Origin of the sequence: Curvibacter soli (assembly GCF_029211125.1) — a bacterium.
Taxonomy (GTDB): domain Bacteria; phylum Pseudomonadota; class Gammaproteobacteria; order Burkholderiales; family Burkholderiaceae_C; genus Curvibacter_A; species Curvibacter_A soli.
This window is the reverse complement of record NZ_JARGEN010000036.1, coordinates 45,537-62,366: the sequence shown is the minus strand read 5'-3', so window position 1 is coordinate 62,366 and position 16,830 is coordinate 45,537. Positions and strand designations below refer to the sequence as shown.

Annotated in this window: 14 protein-coding genes and 1 pseudogene; 11 read left to right on the top strand and 4 right to left on the bottom strand. The window is 67.7% G+C overall.

The genetic code is table 11. The features are described 5' to 3' along the window. Positions 1-190: 190 nt before the first annotated feature. Together PY257_RS09565 and PY257_RS09560 are read left to right on the top strand one after the other, a co-directional pair. Complete coding sequence (locus PY257_RS09565) at positions 191-2,521, top strand: esterase-like activity of phytase family protein (protein WP_275741145.1); 2,331 nt, start codon at positions 191-193, stop codon at positions 2,519-2,521. Further along, on the top strand, positions 2,521-4,488 hold the full coding sequence (locus PY257_RS09560; RefSeq protein ID WP_275741144.1) for a DEAD/DEAH box helicase: 1,968 nt from the start codon (positions 2,521-2,523) through the stop codon (positions 4,486-4,488). Before PY257_RS09565 ends, PY257_RS09560 begins: the two co-directional genes overlap by 1 nt. Positions 4,489-4,764: 276 nt before the next feature. On the opposite strand, the gene PY257_RS09555 is transcribed toward PY257_RS09560, so the two are convergent. Then, entirely contained in the window at positions 4,765-5,619 is an 855-nt protein-coding gene (locus PY257_RS09555; RefSeq protein ID WP_275741143.1) for a symmetrical bis(5'-nucleosyl)-tetraphosphatase, read from the bottom strand. Positions 5,620-5,643: 24 nt separating this feature from the next. Between PY257_RS09555 and PY257_RS09550 the strand changes: the two genes are divergently transcribed. Together PY257_RS09550 and PY257_RS09545 are read left to right on the top strand one after the other, a co-directional pair. Further along, positions 5,644-6,954, top strand: a complete 1,311-nt coding sequence (locus tag PY257_RS09550; protein WP_275741142.1) for a hemolysin family protein — start codon at positions 5,644-5,646, stop codon at positions 6,952-6,954. Position 6,955: 1 nt separating this feature from the next. Further along, a pseudogene (locus PY257_RS09545) lies at positions 6,956-7,177 on the top strand (class II glutamine amidotransferase); the annotation flags it as partial. 199 nt (positions 7,178-7,376) lie between these two features. Here the strand turns inward: PY257_RS09545 and PY257_RS09540 are convergent. Further along, positions 7,377-7,730, bottom strand: a complete 354-nt coding sequence (locus PY257_RS09540) for an SWIB/MDM2 domain-containing protein (protein WP_275741141.1) — start codon at positions 7,728-7,730, stop codon at positions 7,377-7,379. Between the two features lie 234 nt (positions 7,731-7,964). Here PY257_RS09540 and rraA point away from each other — a divergent pair, with 234 nt between their 5' ends. The 7 genes from rraA (at position 7,965) to PY257_RS09505 (ending at position 14,501) form a co-directional block, all read left to right on the top strand. Beyond that, the gene (gene rraA, locus PY257_RS09535) at positions 7,965-8,468 is read left to right on the top strand and encodes a ribonuclease E activity regulator RraA (protein WP_275741140.1); all 504 of its coding nucleotides are present in this window, start codon (positions 7,965-7,967) and stop codon (positions 8,466-8,468) included. 60 nt (positions 8,469-8,528) lie between these two features. Then, complete coding sequence (locus PY257_RS09530) at positions 8,529-9,749, top strand: cyclic di-GMP phosphodiesterase (protein ID WP_275741139.1); 1,221 nt, start codon at positions 8,529-8,531, stop codon at positions 9,747-9,749. A 350-nt stretch (positions 9,750-10,099) separates the two neighbouring features. Further along, a complete protein-coding gene (locus PY257_RS09525; RefSeq protein WP_275741138.1) occupies positions 10,100-10,747 on the top strand; it encodes a thermostable hemolysin in 648 nt (215 codons plus the stop codon). Further along, the gene (locus PY257_RS09520) at positions 10,744-12,198 is read left to right on the top strand and encodes an AMP-binding protein (RefSeq protein ID WP_275741137.1); all 1,455 of its coding nucleotides are present in this window, start codon (positions 10,744-10,746) and stop codon (positions 12,196-12,198) included. Before PY257_RS09525 ends, PY257_RS09520 begins: the two co-directional genes overlap by 4 nt. Positions 12,199-12,213: 15 nt before the next feature. Next, positions 12,214-12,912 carry an iron-containing redox enzyme family protein gene (locus PY257_RS09515; protein WP_275741136.1) on the top strand — a complete coding sequence of 233 codons (699 nt, stop codon included), beginning with the start codon at positions 12,214-12,216 and terminating at the stop codon, positions 12,910-12,912. Continuing rightward, positions 12,909-13,799 carry an SDR family oxidoreductase gene (locus PY257_RS09510; RefSeq protein WP_275741135.1) on the top strand — a complete coding sequence of 297 codons (891 nt, stop codon included), beginning with the start codon at positions 12,909-12,911 and terminating at the stop codon, positions 13,797-13,799. The genes PY257_RS09515 and PY257_RS09510 overlap by 4 nt, the downstream gene beginning before the upstream one ends. Positions 13,800-13,820: 21 nt before the next feature. Next, positions 13,821-14,501, top strand: coding sequence for a tetratricopeptide repeat protein (locus PY257_RS09505; protein ID WP_275741134.1), 681 nt, complete (start codon positions 13,821-13,823; stop codon positions 14,499-14,501). 15 nt (positions 14,502-14,516) lie between these two features. Here the strand turns inward: PY257_RS09505 and PY257_RS09500 are convergent, their stop codons facing one another. Beyond that, positions 14,517-15,869, bottom strand: coding sequence for an ATP-binding protein (locus PY257_RS09500; protein WP_275741133.1), 1,353 nt, complete (start codon positions 15,867-15,869; stop codon positions 14,517-14,519). Then, positions 15,866-16,540, bottom strand: a complete 675-nt coding sequence (locus tag PY257_RS09495) for a response regulator (RefSeq protein WP_275741132.1) — start codon at positions 16,538-16,540, stop codon at positions 15,866-15,868. Before PY257_RS09495 ends, PY257_RS09500 begins: the two co-directional genes overlap by 4 nt. Between the last annotated feature and the right edge of the window lie 290 nt (positions 16,541-16,830).

Here is a 16,830-nt window from a genome sequence, read left to right as displayed (position 1 = left end):
GATCGACTCGCTTCGCGTCGCCGATCTCAGGTCGCTCCAGGCTCATACCTGAATTGGAAAAGACTGTCATCGCCCGCGCCCGGCGGCCTCACATGGCGGTGTCAGGAGGCGCCGGCGCATCGGCGTGAGCTGTCAAACCACTGAAATAGAAGCTTCATAGATTGGGCCCCTTTATCCATCTGGAGCTTCCATGAAGAAATCAGCGATTGCACTGGCGGTTGGCGTGGCCTTGTCCGGGCTTTTGACTGCGTGTGGCGGCAGCGACGACGACCCGGTAGATGTTCCCTCGGTCAGCAATCCTGGCAAGTTCTTCAACCGCTTGGCCACATTTGCGGTGTGCTCGCAGGTGGGTGCCTCGTGCGAAGACAGCACGCCCACGGCGGCAGAAATCGTCGCCGTCAGTGAAGACGGCATGACCCTGGTCTACACCAACAGCCTCAAGGGCGAGGTCGGGTTTGTGGACATCGGCGATCCCGCCAACCCCAAGGCCCTGGGTCGCCTGGCCATGGGCGGCGAGCCCACCTCGGTCACCGTGCTGGGCAGCCATGCGCTGGTGGCGGTGAATACCTCGCAGAATTTCATCAACGCCTCGGGCAAGCTGGTGGTGGTAGACATCGCCAAGCGCACGGTGGTCACCGAGATCCAGCTGGGTGGCCAGCCCGATTCGGTGGCGCGCAGCATGGACGGCAAGTATGTGGCCGTGGTCATCGAGAACGAGCGCGACGAGAGCCTGGGCAATGGCGCACCGCCCCAGGCGCCTTCGGGCTACCTGACCATCGTGGACTCGGTGGGCGCGCCCGCCACCTGGAAAACCCGGGTTGTGGAACTCAAGGGCCTGGCGACGCTGTTCCCCGAAGATGCCGAGCCCGAGTACGTTTCCATCAACGATGACAACGTGGCCGTGGTCACGCTGCAAGAGAACAACCACATTGCGCTGGTCGATCTGGCCTCTGGCAAGGTCACCCGGCATTTCAGTGCCGGCGCTGTCACCCTGAACCAGGTCGATCTGACCGATGCTCCCCGCCCCAACATCGTCAGCCTCACGCAAACCCAGGCCAATCGCCTGCGCGAGCCCGATGGTGTGACATGGTTCTCCAAGACCCAGTTCGCCACAGCCAACGAAGGCGACCTGAACGGTGGCAGCCGTGGCTTCACCATTTTCAACAGCGATGGCACGGTGGTCTACGACGCCGGCAACACCCTGGAGCACCTGATTGCGCGCATCGGCCACACCAACGACAAGCGGTCGGATGCCAAGGGCAATGAGCCCGAGAACGTGGCCTTTGGCCGTTTTGACGGCACCGACTACCTGTTTGTGGCCTCCGAGCGCTCCAGCGTGCTGGCCGTGTACGACATGGGCCAGAAAAACCAGCCCATGTTCAAGCAGGTGCTGCCCGCAGCGCTGGCGCCCGAAGGCGTGCTGGCCGTCCCCTCGCGCAACCTGCTGATCGCGGCCAGCGAGAACGACGACCGCGCCACCAGTTCTACCTTGCGCTCGGCGCTCAACATCTACCAGTACCAGAGCGCACCCGCGGCCTACCCGACCATCCAGTCGGTGAACCGCGCCGATGGCACGCCCATTCCCTGGTCTGCCATGTCGGGCCTGGTGGCCGCGACCAGCGGCACCGTGGTGTATGGCGTGGATGACAGCTTCTTCCGTGGCAACCGGATTTTCGAGATCGACACCAGCGTCAAGCCGGCCAGCCTCAAGCGCGAGATCCGCATCACCGACCCGAACGGCAAGATCGCGGCCCTGGCCGCGGCGCTGCCCGCTGCCAAGGACGCGAACGCCTTCGACGCCACTGATCTGGCCGCGTTGGTCAACCCCGACGGCAGCGTCAATCTCGACCCCGAAGGCATTTCGCTGGCCTCGGCTGGTGGCTTCTGGGTTGCCTCCGAAGGAAACGGCACGGTGGGCGAGGCGGCGCGCCCGGTGCTGTCGGCCAACCTGGTCTTCAAGCTCTCGGCCATCGGCGTGATTGAAGACATCATCGAACTGCCTGCCGACGTGAACGCCAAGCAGCAGCGCTTTGGCTTTGAGGGCATTGCCGAGTCCAACGGCAAGCTGGTGGTGGCCTTCCAGCGCGCCTGGGCGGGCGAGTCCCAGCCGCGCATCGGCGTGTACGACCTGGCCGCCAAGACCTGGCAGTTCATGTTCTATCCGCTGGACGCTGTCACTTCGCCCAACAAGGGCTGGGTGGGGCTGTCGGACATCACCGCGCTGGGCAACAACCGCTTTCTGGTCATCGAGCGTGACAACCAGGGCGGCCCCGATGCTCGCGTCAAAAAGCTCTACCGCATCGACCTGAGCGGCGTGGCCAATGGCGCCACGCTGAGCAAGACCCTGGTGCGCGACGTGCTGCCCGACCTGCGCAAGACCAACGGCCTGGTGGTCGAGAAGATCGAGGGCCTGGCAGTGCTGGCCAATGGCGATGCCCTGCTGGTCAACGACAACGACGGTGTGGACGATAACAACGGCGAAACCTGGCTGCTCAACCTGGGCAAGCTCAACTTGAACTGATGCACGCAGGGCGCAGGCCTGGCGCCTGCGCGCACTGCGCTGTGCGACTGCAGGCGGGGCTTTCCCGTCTTTCACTTTTCTACCGTTCTCCACGGGGCGTGTGGGCGCACCACGCACAGAGCGCGCGCCAGATTCTGGAGCAGGGGGACGTGGAGGAGGCCATGAACGCTGCCGCAAAAATCGGCGACGCTGCCCTGCAGCGCTCCGCGGGCCGCGCCGTGGTGCCCGACAGCTTCATCCATGGCAGCAGCGCGCAGCGCCAGCCCTGGTTCTCCGCGGGCCTGAGGACCGGCAGCGTGAAGGGGTGCGACACCTTCAGCGCGAGCAGTCTTCAGCCTTGGGGTTTCAGCAAGAAATGCCCCCGCGCTTATGAATACAGGAGCATCCAAGCCGCCATCAGGCGCCCGTGCGGACGGGAAAACCCGATGCGCGCCCACGGTGCGACAATAGCAGGCTCCATGAGTACATCTTTTTCCAATCTCTCCCTGGCCGAGCCGCTGGCGCGTGCGGTAGCCGAAATGGGCTACGAGAGCATGACGCCCATCCAGGCGCAGGCCATTCCGGTGGTGCTCACAGGGCAAGACGTCATGGGCGCGGCGCAGACCGGCACCGGCAAGACGGCGGCGTTCTCGCTGCCGCTGCTGCAGCGGCTGCTCAAGCACGAGAACGCCTCCGCCTCGCCCGCGCGGCACCCGGTGCGTGCGCTGGTGCTGCTGCCCACGCGCGAACTGGCCGACCAGGTGGCGCAGCAGATCAAGCTCTACGCCAAGCACACCCACCTGCGCAGCGCCGTGGTGTTCGGCGGCATGGACATGAAGCCGCAGACGGCGGAGCTGAAGAAGGGCGTGGAGGTGCTGGTCGCCACGCCGGGCCGGCTGCTGGACCACATCGAGGCCAAGAACGCGGTGCTCAACCAGGTCGAATACGTGGTGCTCGACGAGGCCGACCGCATGCTCGACATCGGCTTCCTGCCCGACCTGCAGCGCATCCTGAGCTACCTGCCCAAGCAGCGCACCACGCTGTTGTTCAGCGCCACCTTCTCGCCCGAGATCAAGCGCCTGGCCGGCAGCTACCTGCAGGACCCGGTCACCATCGAGGTCGCGCGCTCCAACGCCACGGCATCGACCGTGGAGCAGCATTTCTACAGCGTCTCCGACGACGACAAGCGCCGCGTGCTCAAGCAGATCGTGCGCCAGCGCGGCATCGGCCAGGCCTTTGTGTTCGTCAACAGCAAGCTCGGCTGCGCGCGCCTGGCGCGCACGCTCGAACGCGAGGGCCTCAAGACCACGGCCCTGCACGGCGACAAGAGCCAGGACGAGCGCCTGAAGGCGCTCGACGCCTTCAAGAAGGGCGAGGTCGACCTGCTGGTGTGCACCGACGTCGCCGCGCGCGGCCTGGACATCAAGGACGTGCCGGCGGTGTTCAACTTCGACATCCCGTTCAACGCCGAGGACTACGTGCACCGCATCGGACGCACGGGCCGCGCCGGCGCCTCGGGACTGGCGGTGAGTTTCGTCGGCGGCAGCAACGACGCGCGGCTGGTGGCCGACATCGAGAAGCTCATCAAGACCAAGGTCGAGGTCGAGCCCTTCGAGTTCGAGGACGAGCGCCCCGACATCCGCCGCCAGGGCCGCTTCAACGATGGCCGCCGCATCTACGGTGGGCGCGACGACGCGGAGCCGCGCGAGGCCGCGGCGGCAGCCGAGCCCGCCGCCGCCCCGATGCGCGAGCGCGAGCGCCGCCCCGCGCGCCCGCAAGCCCCGCGCGACCCGTTCTTCGACCAGCCCTACGAAGCGCCCGCCGGTGCTGCCGCCGCCCCTGCGTGGGAGGCTGCGACCAAGGCGCCCGCACGCACGGGCCTGTCGGCCTACATCCGCCCCAAGCGCAAGGTGGCGGCGCTGTTCAAGGCCACCGACACCGAGCCCGCGCAGCCCCAGCCCCAGCCCCAACCCCAACCCCAGCCCTAGCCCAGTCCTAGCGCTAGCCGCGCCCCAGGCAGCGCCAGGCCCAGGATACTCCCCCCACTGCCTACCCGCCACCGCAGTAAAACCGCCAGAATTTTGCATATACTCCCTGGGAGTATCGTCCTGGAAACGGCAGTTGACGGCTTTGCATCCCTTGCCAGGCCGCTGAAATCGAGCTCCTCCTTGCGGGCAGCAGTCCGCCGCGTCGTCGCGCCTTGCCTGGCACGCCGATCACGGCTCCGGCAGGCGCATCCAACGGCCGGTTCCAGGATTTGAAGGTCAGCCCGCCGGGCCGCCGGGTGCCTGCGCCCGTTCGCACCGCACCTGGAACCACTCGCGGTCGGCGGTCGATGCGCCCAGGCGCACGGCGCTCAGGCACCCGCCCCAGACGCAGCCGGTGTCGGTGGCGATCAGGTTGGGCCGGTCCACGTGGCCCAGCGTGGACCAGTGGCCGAAGGCGACCGTTACGCCTGCCGTGCGCCGCCCTGGCACGTCGAACCACGGCAGGCAGCCGGCGGGCGGCTGATCGCTGGCGTCGGTGCTGCTGAAGTCCATCGCCCCGCCGGGCGTGCAGAAGCGCAGCCGCGTGAGCGCGTTGACCACCACGCGCAGGCGGTCGTGGCCGCGCAGGCCGTCGCTCCAGCGGTCGGGCTGGTTGCCGTACATGTACCGCAGGAAGGCGCCGATGCCGTCGCCGCGGAGTTCGGCCTCCACCTCGGCGGCCAGCGCCAGCGCCTCGCTGGCCGTCCACTGCGGCAGCACGCCCGCGTGGACCATGAGCAGGCTGTCGTCGCCCCAGGCCATGGTGCGCGCCAGCGGCTGGCGGCGCAGCCAGTCGAGCAGCGCGGGGCGGTCGGTCGCTTCCAGGATGCCCGCCAGCGTATCGAGCCGCCCGGGTTTGCGCACGCCGTGGGCCACGGCCAGCAGGTGCAGGTCGTGGTTGCCCAGCACGGGGTGCGCCGCGTCGCCCAGCGCCATGCAGCGGCGCAGCACCGCGGCGGAGGCCGGGCCCCGGTTCACGAGGTCGCCCAGCAGGTAGAGGGTGTCGCGGCTGGGCGAGAACGCCACCTTGTCGAGCAGCCGCTGCAGCGCGCCGTCGCAGCCCTGGACATCCCCTATGCAGTACATTGCCATGGTGTTTTTCTTCTCCGAAGGTTCATGGATTTTGTGCTCATCGCGCTGTTGACGCTGCTCAACGGCGTATTCGCCATGTCGGAGCTGGCCCTGGCGTCGAGCCGCAGGTCGCGCCTCGTGGCCATGGCCGAGTCGGGCGACAAGGGCGCACAGGCCGCGCTGGCCCTCATGGGCAACCCCACGCGCTTTCTCTCGACGGTGCAGGTCGGCATCACCTCCATCGGCATGCTCAACGGCATCGTGGGCGAGGCAGCGTTCAGCGAAGACCTCGCGCACTGGCTCGAAGGCCGCTTCGGCATGCCCGACGGCGCGGCGGGCATCACGGCCACGGCGCTGGTGGTGACCATCATCACGTTCATCACCATCATCTTCGGCGAACTGGTGCCCAAGCGCATCGGCCAGTTGTACCCCGAGCCGGTGTCGCGCTACCTGGCGCGCCCGATGCGCTGGGCGGCGCGCGTGGCCATGCCCTTCGTCTACCTGCTGTCGCTGGGCACGCAGGGCATGCTGCGGCTGCTGCGCATCGACGATTCCGCCGCCCGCGCGGTGACGCAGGAGGAGATCGCCGCCAGCCTGGCGGAAGGGCGCGAGGCCGGCGTGATCGAGCACCACGAGCACCAGATGGTGCAGAACGTGTTCCGCCTCGATGCCCGGCCCCTGACCTCGCTGATGGTGCCGCGCACCGACGTGCAGTGGCTCGACGCCGGCCTGACGGTGGCGCAGGCGCTGGCGCTGGTGGGGGAGGACGGCCCCAAGGGCGCGCATTCGTGGTATCCCGCGTGCCGCGGCTCGCTCGACGACGTGGTGGGCATCGTCAGCGTGGCGCGGCTGCTGCGGCTGGGGCCGCAGGCACCGGGCACGGTCGAGGAATACGTGCTGCCGGCCGTCTTCCTGCCCGAGACGCTCAACGGGCTGGAACTGCTCGACCAGTTCCGCGCGCGCGCCGGGCGCATGGTGTTCGTGGTGGACGAATACGGCGTGGTGCAGGGCCTGATGACGCCGGGCGACCTGCTGGAGGCGATCACCGGCGAACTGCAGCCCGCCGCACTGGCCGAGGCCTGGGCCACGCCGCGCGGCGACGGCTCGTGGCTGCTCGACGGGCTGATGCCCGTCGGCGAGATGAAGGCGCGGCTCGACATCCGCGAGCTGCCCGAGGAGGACCGGGGCCGCTACAACACCGTGGCCGGCCTGCTGATGGCCGTCAGCGGCAGCCTGCCCGGCGTGGGCGAGCGCATCGAATGCGCCGGCTGGATATTCGAAGTGGTGGATCTAGACGGAAAGCGCGTAGACAAGGTGCTGGCGCAGCCCCTTCCGGCAGCGAATGGCGACGATTAATCGCCCCGGCCCGCACAGTCGCATCCGGCCCGTGGGCGGCACCGACAGCGAACGGGCCTTCTGCTGGCTCATGCAGGAGCTTGCCAAGTCTCATGCCGGCCTGCCGGGCGGCATCGACGAGATCACGCTGACGTTGCGCGAACTCCTGCCCCGCATCCCGTGCCATGGGGCCTGCAACTCCATGCTGTCCAGCGGCCGCGCGCCATGGGCGCATGCCTCCACACTGAAAGCCTCCGGCGGCGCGCCGTGCGCCATTTCTGCCCACGCCGCCCGCATGGGTGCATGCAAATGACGCCCCACGCTCCCCGCTGCGTGTGGTTCGCTGTTGCCGAGGGGGCCGCTTTTCATCTTGGGGCGGCCTGGCGAAAAAAAGGCCGATGCATTGCACCGGCCTTTTTTTCTTCAAGGCACGAGCGCCGCGCTTACTTGACGTGCTTGCCAATCAGCGAGGCGAGTTCGAACATCGTGACCTGGGCCTTGCCGAATATTTCCTTCAGCTTGGCATCGGCGTTGATGAGGCGCTTGTTGGCCTTGTCTTGCAGATCGTGCTTCTTGATGTACGTCCACAGCTTGCTCACGACTTCGGTGCGCGGCAGGGGCGTGGCGCCAACGACGGCGGCCAGCGAGGCACTGGGGGTCAGTGGCTTCATGAATGCCGCGTTGGGGGTGCGCTTCTTGGCCGGTGCCGCCTTCTTGGCGGGCACAGCGGCCTTGGTTGCCGGCGCAGCCTTCTTGGCAGGCGCTTTTTTCGCCGGGGCTTTTTTTGCAGTTGCCATGATCGTGTTTTCCTTCTTGGGAGTTGACTTGTCGCCAATGGAGAACGGGTGTCTGCCACCGGCAGTGCGCATGCTACTGGAGAAAAATCCCGTTTCCAAGGGGAAATCGTCTTTTTTCGTACCGCTGTACGAGGGAAAGTGGCCGCGAAAACACGCGGGGCGTGGGCAGGGGTGCATGCCATCCGCGCACATATGCGGTGGCACATAATCGAGTCATTGATGGGAGCCGAAACCATGGGCGATGCATTCCTTTTTGCAACCTGCGATTTATGCGACCTCCACAAGAACGACGACTCGGGCGACTTCCGGGTTCTGCCGCCGGTATTCCGCGGCTTTGGCGGCGTGGATAAATTTGCCGGCCCCGTCGCCACGGTCAAGTGCTTCGAGGACAACAGTTTCGTCAAGGCCGCGGTGGAGTCGCCGGGGGCAGGCCGCGTGCTGGTCGTCGATGGCGGCGCATCCCTGCGGCGCGCGCTCGTGGGCGGCAATCTTGCCGCTGCCGCGGCGCGCAACGGCTGGGCGGGCATCGTGGTGGACGGTTGCGTGCGCGACGTGGAGGAACTGGCGGCGCAGGCGCTCGGCATATGCGCGCTGGCGCTGATGCCGCTGCCCACCGAAAGGCGCGGCGAGGGCATGCGCGACGTCACGCTGCGCATCCAGGGCGTGGCCGTGCGGCCCGGCGACTGGCTGTATGCAGACCGGGACGGCATCGTGGTGTGTGCCCGGCGCGCATCCTGAGAAATCCAGCGCGGTAAAGAAGACTCCACCGTAGCGCCTTCGCCATTTGCGCGCCTGCCCATGCTGAAGAAAGTACCCATCTCGCAGGTGCGCCTCGGCATGCATGTGCACAGGATCGAAGGGCCATGGATCGACCATCCATTCTGGCGCAGCGCATTCACGCTCTCAGACCCCAAGGATCTCGCCGCCTTGCGGCAAAGCCAGGTGACGGAGCTTTGGATCGACGTGCAAAAGGGCCTGGACGTATTGCAGGCGCCCGCCAGCGCCGCAGCACGCGCGGCCCCTGCTGCCGACCGTGCCCTGCATGGCGCTGCGCAGGCGCCCGCGTCCCGGGCCGGGCCGCCGATCCCTTTGCAGGAGGAGTTGCAGCATGCGCGCCGCATCATGGCCGAAGGTCGCGCCGCGGTGATTTCGATGTTCCAGGAGGCTCGCCTGGATCGCGCGGTCCGTGCGATGGACGCCATGCCGCTGGTCGACGAGATCGCACACTCGGTTGAGCGGAACCCGCAGGCCCTCGTCAGTATCGCGCGGCTCAAGACCCGCGACGACTACACCTACATGCATTCGGTGGCCGTCTGTGCGCTGATGACGGCGCTGGCGCGCCAGTTCCAGTTCGGCGACGAGCAGGTGCGGCTCGCGGGGCTGGCGGGCCTGATGCACGACATCGGCAAAGCGCGCATGCCGCTGGACGTGCTCAACAAGCCTGGCAAGCTCACTGCCGAGGAGTTTTCCATCATGCAGGGCCACCCCGAGGCGGGCTGGGCCATTTTGCGCGCCAACGACGATACGCCCGAGGCCGTGCTCGACACCGTGCTGCACCACCACGAGAAGTTCGAGGGCGGCGGCTACCCGCATGGGTTGCGCGGCGACGGGATCGCGCTGCTTGCCCGCATGGGCGCGGTGTGCGACGTGTACGACGCCATCACCTCCAACCGTCCCTACAAGGCGGGGTGGGACCCGGCAGTGTCGATCCGCCAGATGAACACCTGGCGCGGACACTTCGACCCCCGCGTGCTGCAGGCTTTCATCAAGAGCATTGGCATCTACCCCATCGGATCGCTGGTGCGGCTGGAGTCGCAGAAGCTGGGCGTCGTGACCGGTCAAGGCAGTGGCACTCTGCTCGCGCCCGTGGTGACGGTGTTCTATTCGACCCGGTCGAGCGAGCCGATCGCCCGCATGGCGATCGACCTCAGCGCCCCCGGATGCCGCGAACGCATTGCAGGGCTCGAAGACGCGCAGAAATGGGGCTTTCGCCATCTCGACGATATGTGGGCCGCATAGTTTGAAAGACGTTGAACCTGGAAACGGCAGTTGACCGCTTCGTATCCCTTGCCAGGCCGCATGCAATCGAGCGTTGACGGCTCCGATGGGGTTCACCTGGTGGGTGAGAGCGCCATGCACCTGCCAGCACCGCGCTCGGCGCGCCATGCGGCGTTGCTCCTCTCCTTGCGGGCACCAAGCCCGCCGCGTCGCCCGGTCTTGCCTGGCACCCCGATCACGGCACCGGCAGGCGCATCCAACTGCCGTTTCCAGGGTGAAAGGCATGGCTCTTAATGCCAGCTTAATCGTGAATCTCCACCATCGCTGCTTGAGTCTACCCACCGCCTGCCGTGGGTCTCGAAGGAGCGTAAATGTTCATGGCTGTTTCCCCCCAGGCTGGCGATGTACCGCCGGCCGCCAATACAGTCTCCTTGCGGCCCGAACTAGCCGTGCATGGGCTCAATGATCCTCGGCGCACGGAAGTCGAGGCATTCATTTTCAGCGTCTTTGCGCAGCGCTACGGCGCCAAGATACAGCACTTCGCGCCCGTACTGGTGAGTCTTCAGGATGGCGGCGAGATCGTCGCGGCAGCGGGTTACCGCAGCGCTGCCTATGCCCCATTGTTCCTGGAGCGCTACCTTCCATCGCCGGTCGAGGCCTTGCTGGCGTCCGAGGCTCGTGCCCATCGCCTGTGTCGCAGCAGCGTCGTCGAGGTCGGAAACCTCGCAGCCAGCCGGGTGGGCGAAGGGCGTCGGCTGATTGCCCTTATGGGGCCGCATCTCGCCGCGCAGGGCTTTCAGTGGGTGGTGTGTACCATCACTGCGGAGTTGCGCCATCTCTTCGTCCGCCTCGGTGTCACGCCGCTGGCATTGGGAACGGCGGACCCCGCCGCACTGGGCCCGGATGCCGCGCGTTGGGGCACGTATTACGACCACCGGCCGGTGGTGCTGGCGGGCCATCTTGGCCAGGCCCTGCGGCATTTGGCGCTCAGGGCTGGCGACGCCAAGGCCGCCCCATGAAGCACCTGTCGGAGGGGGCGTCTGCCGCGCTCGACGATGGCCGGCGTACCTGGTCGTTCGATGAACTGAACGCCGAGGTCGCCGCGCTGGCCGCACGGTTCTTGGCGCAGGGCACACGGGTGCTGGCCACGCTGATGGATAACACGCCGGCATGGATCGTTGCCGACCTGGCAGCCGCCAAGGCGTGCATCGTGCATGTGCCGCTGCCGGTGTTCTTTACGTCCGAACAGATCGGTCATGCGCTGCGCGCCGCGGGCGTGGACACGGTGCTTGCGGCACCGGCACTGGCCGCCATGTGGAAAGGCGCGCCGGTGTCGGAGTGTGCGATCGCGGAGCAGCCCCTGGCCATGGTTCGTCTGCCGCCTGCGGCGGTGCCGTTGCCCGAGGGCACGTCCAAGATCACCTTCACGTCCGGCACGACCGGCGCCCCCAAGGGCGTGTGCCTGTCGGACAGCGCGATGCACCAGGTGGCCCAGAGTCTGGTCGTGGCCCTGGAGCCGCTGGACATCCGGCGCCATCTCTGCGCCCTGCCGTTCGCGGTGCTGCTGGAGAACATCGCCGGCGTGGCGGCCCCGCTGCTGCGCGGCGCAACCTGCGTGGTGCGCCCGCTCGGCGAACTGGGCCTGACTGGTTCGTCGAGCTTCGACGCGGCGCGTTTTCACGCGGTCGTGGTGGCCGAGCAGCCGAACAGCGTCATCCTTTTGCCCCAGATGCTGCGCGCCTGGGCGGACTACCTGAGGCTGAGCGGGCAGCGCGCGCCGGCCTCGCTGCGAATGGCGGCCGTCGGTGGCGCCGCGGCGGGGGTCAAGCTGCTGCAGGCGGCACATGCGGTCGGCATTGCGGCGTACGAGGGGTACGGCCTGTCGGAGGGCGCATCGGTGCAGACGCTGAACCTGCCGGGCGCCGACCGGCCCGGCAGCGCCGGCCGCGCGCTTGCGCATGCACGCCTGCGCATCGCCGCGGATGGCGAAGTGGAGGTGGCAGGCAGCCTCTTCAACGGTTACCTGGGCAGTGCGCAGGCGCCGCCTGCGTGGTGGCCCACCGGCGACCTCGGCGAGATCGATGGCGACGGATTTGTGCACATCAGCGGGCGCAAGAAGCATGTGCTGATCACCGCCTTCGGCCGCAACGTCTCGCCCGAATGGGTCGAGACCGCGCTGCGCAGCGACAACGCCGTCGCGCAGGCGGTGGTCTTCGGCGACGGCGAGCCGGCGCTCGCCGCCGTGCTGTGGCCCTTGCGGGCCGACCTGTCCGATGCGGCGCTGCAAGCCGCCGTCGATGCGGCCAACGAAACCTTGCCCGACTATGCGCAAATCGCCCGCTGGGTGCGCGCCCGCGCGGATTTCGGCCCCGCCTCCGGACTGGCGACCGCCAACGGCCGGCCCCAGCGCTCGGCCATTTTTCAACTGCACGCGGACGCTCTCACGCAGACGCCGCGCACCACTGCCTGACTCTGGAGATTTTTCATGGGATTCTACGAACGACTGGTCGAACAGACTGCCGACACCCGCGCGGGCCTGCTGGGCACGCCGATCATTCAGGGCTGCCTGCGCGGCGAGGTCTCGCTGCCCAGCTATCTGGCCTTCCTGCGCGAGGCCTACCACCATGTGCACCACACCGTGCCGCTGCTGCGCGCCTGCAAGGCGGCGCTGGCGCCGTCGCAGCAATGGCTGCAGGGGCCGCTGGACGAGTACGTCGACGAGGAACAGGGCCACGATCTGTGGATCCTCGACGACATCCGCGCCGGCGGCGGCGACCCGGATGCGGTGCGCGATGGCGCCCCCGGCCACGCCACCGAGGTGATGGTGGCGTATGCCTACGACACCATCGCGCGCCGCAATCCGCTGGGCTTCTTCGGCATGGTCCACGTGCTCGAAGGCACCAGCGTGTCGCTGGCGCTGTTGGCCGCCGACCAGATCCAGAAACCACTGGGCTTGCCCGACGCGGCCTTCAGCTACCTGCGCTCGCACGGCACACTGGATCAGGTGCACACGGCGCATTTCGAGGTGCTGATGGGCCGGATCGAATCGCCCCGCGACCAGGCCGACATCGTTCACGCCGCGCGGGCCTTCTACCGGCTCTATGGCGACGTGTTCCGCAGCCTTCCGCTGCCGGCGGCAGGCCAGGCGCCGGCCTTGGCGGCGGCGCAGGAGGCAGCGCCATGAAGCTCCACGACGCACGGGTTGTGCTGACCGGCGCGAGCGGCGGGATCGGCCAGGCGATGGCGGCGGCGCTGGTGCAGGCCGGCGCTTCGGTGATGCTGGTGGGGCGCTCTCCAGGGCGGCTGGCGGCCCAGGCGCGGGAGCTCGGACGCGAAGGGGCCAGCCAGGACGCGCGCCGGATCGGCTGGCACGCTGCCGACCTCGCGCGCATGTCGAGCATCGGCAGCACGGCCGACGTCGCCGCGGGCTGGGGCTGCAACGCGCTGGTGCACAACGCCGGCGTACCCGGTTTCGGCCGCATCGAAGCGCTGGATGCGACCGAAATGGCGCAGGTCCTGCACCTGAACCTGTTCGTTCCCATGCTGCTGACCCAGGCGCTGACGCCGCACCTGCGCACGCTGGCGCAGGCGCGCATCGTGTTCGTCGGCTCGGTGCTCGGCCGCATGGGCCTGCCGGGCTACAGCGTCTACAGCGCGAGCAAGTTCGGGCTGCGCGGCTTTGCCGAAGCGCTGCGCCGCGAGCTGGGCGACAGCGCCATCGGCGTGCAGTACCTTGGCCCGCGCAGCACGCGCACCCGCTTCAACAGCGATGCGGTGGACGCCTACAACCAGGCCACGGGTACCGCGGTGGACAGCCCCGACGTCGCGGCGCAGGCCCTGCTCAAGCTGCTGGAGAGCGGCGCGGCCGAGCGGTTTCTCGGCTTTCCGGAAAGCATCGCGGCGCGCATCAACGGGCTGGCCCCGGCGCTGCTGGACGGCGCATTCGCCAAGCACCGCCGCAGCCTCCCGCCCGTGCCTGCCCCTGCTGCTGCCTCGCCGTCGCTGGACTGCGGCGTGCAGGCCGGCCCCGCCGAAGCCGGCAGCCCTTCACCGATGCCCGGGGCAATCTGATTTTCAACAAGGAAACCTCCCATGATTCATATCAATCACATCCAGTCCCTGTCGCGCCGGCGGCTCGTGGGAAGCCTGGCCGCGTGCCTCGCGGCGACCATGCTGCCGGCTGCGCATGCGCAGCCGGCAGCCGTCGCCGAAGCGGTGGCCGACCTGCAGCACGACTGGGAGGTCATCCGCTACCAGAGCCCGCCGGGCGACCGTGCGAAAGCTTTCGAGGCGCTCGCGGTCAAGGCGCACAAGGTCAGCGAAGCCTTTCCCGGCCGCGCGGAGCCGTTGGTATGGGAAGGCATCGTCGTGAGTTCCTGGGCCGGCGAGAAGGGCGGCCTGGGCGCACTGGGCCTGGCGAAGCAGGCGAAGTCGCTGTATGAAGCCGCGATCGCCATCGACGGCAATGTGCTCGAAGGTTCGGCCTACAACAGCCTGGGCGTTCTCTACTACAAGGTGCCTGGATGGCCGATCGGCTTTGGCGACAACGACAAGGCGAAGGAGCTGCTGCAGAAAGCGCTGGCGCTCAACCCGAAGGGCATCGACCCGAACTTCTTCTATGGCGAATACCTGATCGAGACCCGGCAGCCGCAGCAGGCCGTCGCTTACCTGGAGCGCGCCCTGCAGGCGCCGCCGCGGCCCGACCGTCAGGTGGCCGACACGGGCCGGCGCGAAGAAGCCCGGGAACTGCTGGAGAAAATCAAAGCGAAGTAACCGCCCTGGCGCCGTTCAGCGGTGGGCAGCGTCGCGTCGCAGGATCGCCTTGACACCGGATCCGTCGGCCAGCGGGCCGAACTGAAATTCGAGCCCGTGCAACTCGGCGATGCGCCGCACGATGGACAGGCCCAGGCCGCTGCCGCCCTCCTGCTGGCCGTCGGGCCGGTAGAAGCGCTCGCCAAGCTGGGCCAACTGCTCGGCCGTCAGTGCCGGCCCCTGGTTTTCTACCTCGATGGTGTCCGACGCGATGCGCAGCGTCACGCCAGTGCCTGCTGGGGCATAGCGCACGGCATTGTCCAGCAGGTTGCGCAGCAGCACGGCCAGCAGGTGCTCGTCGCCCAGCAGCGGCATCGGATGCCGGCCTTGCAGCGGCCACTCGCAGGCCAGATCGATCCCGCGGCGTTCGGCCAGCGCGAGGCAATCGCTCACCGCCTGTTCGACGATTGGCGTCCAGCACACTTCGTTGAACGCCGGCGTCGTTCCCGACTCGACGCGCGACAGCGCGAGCATCTGGGTGACAAGCCGGCCCATCCGGTCGATGCCTGTGCTGAGCTTGTCCTCGGCCTTGGTTCGCTCGATCGGGTTGCTGGAACGCCGCACGACGTCCCATTGCGCCCGGAGCACGGCCAAGGGAGTGCGAAGTTCGTGTGCCGCCTCGGCGGTGAAGCGCCGTTCCCGCACCAGCAACTTTTCGATCCGTTGGAAGAGGCCGTTCAGGGCGCTCAGAAGCGGCTTGAGTTCGGCCGGTGCCCGGTCTTCGGCAAGGGGCCGCAGATCGTCGGCGGGGCGCCCCTGCAGCGCCTCGGTCAGCCTCGCCATTGGCGACAGGGCGCGGCGAATCGCCGACGCCATGACCGCGAGCAGGATCGGCAGCAGCAGCAGCCAGGGCACGATCTGGGTGACGGTCAGGCCATAGACCAGTTCGTTGCGTTCGTAGGTACGCTGCGCGGCTGCCACCAGCCAGCGACCATCGAAGGACTGAAGGTAGTAGGCGCGCCACGGCTTACCGTCGATGTCTTCGTCGATAAAGCCGCTCCGGTTGGGGCGATGCTGCAACTGGACGCCTTCGCGGTCGGACAGAAGCAGGCGGCCGCTCCGGTCCCAGATGGCCACCGCAAAATCGCGAACGTCGGCGTCGCCCTTGTCGGCGGCACCTGCCCGCGGCGCGGCGGGAAGTTGCGCCGTTTCCGATGGAAACCCGGGGCCCAAGGTGGCCTGAATCTGGCGCGCCAGTCGTATCAGCTCGGCGTCGAAGAGTTCGTTGACCTCATGTTGAGTTCTGCTGATGGACAAGTACAGCGCGACGCCCCAGACGAGCGGAGCGCAGACCAGCAGGTACAGCAGAAGCCGGCGCTGGAGACTCACGAAGCGGCCTCGCCGGAGCCGATCGCATAGCCCACGCCGCGCACGGTTCGCACGATGTTCGGGTCGATCTTGCGGCGCAGGTGGTGGATGTGCACCTCCAGCGCATTGCTTTCGGGTTCAGCACCGCTCCAGTCGTAGAGCTTCTCCAGCAAATGTGCCCTGGACAATACGCGTTGCGACTGGCTCAACAGCGCTTCGAGCAGTGTCAGCTCACGCCCGGTCAGCTCGACTTGCACGCCCTTCCATCGCACCACCTTGGTCGCCGGGTCGTACTCCAGCTTGCCGTGTTGCCAAGAGGCCTGGGCCTGGCCTGCGGTGCGGCGGACCAGGGCCCGCAGACGAGCGGCCAGTTCGTCGATGGTGATCGGTTTGACCAGGTAGTCGTCAGCGCCCGCATCCAGTCCGTCGATGCGCTGCTCGATGCCGTCTCGCGCCGTGAGAATCAGCAGCGGCATCTTGAGGCCGTTTTTGCGCCATCGCCGAAGCCACATCATGCCGTCGCCGCGAGGCAGGCCAAGATCGAGCACCACGGCATCGAAAGCCGCGCCGGCAAGGGCTGCGTCTGCCTTGGCGCCGTCGCCGAACCAGTCGACGGCGTGTCCGAGCTGGCGCAATCCGGTGGCCAAGGCGTCCCCAAGGAGGTCATCGTCTTCAATGATCAACAAACGCATCGACAGTGCTCCGCGCAGCCCGATGGGATGCGACGCTGGACATTATCGACAAGGTGCGCGGCGTCCTGAATCGCCCCGGCTTTCGTGGAGGCCCGTTGGAGTGATTCAGGCGGACATGGCCTGACAAATCTGTTGGCACTCCCATGCGGACAATGGCGGCCTGGAACACCCGAACACCGGCACCGAACAGCGCCTTATGGCGCTGGAGATCAAGGCCAGCTTTGCCGAGGATCTGCAGGAACAACCACACCATCTTCCGCCAGCAGCGGCAGATCGACGCGCTGATCGGC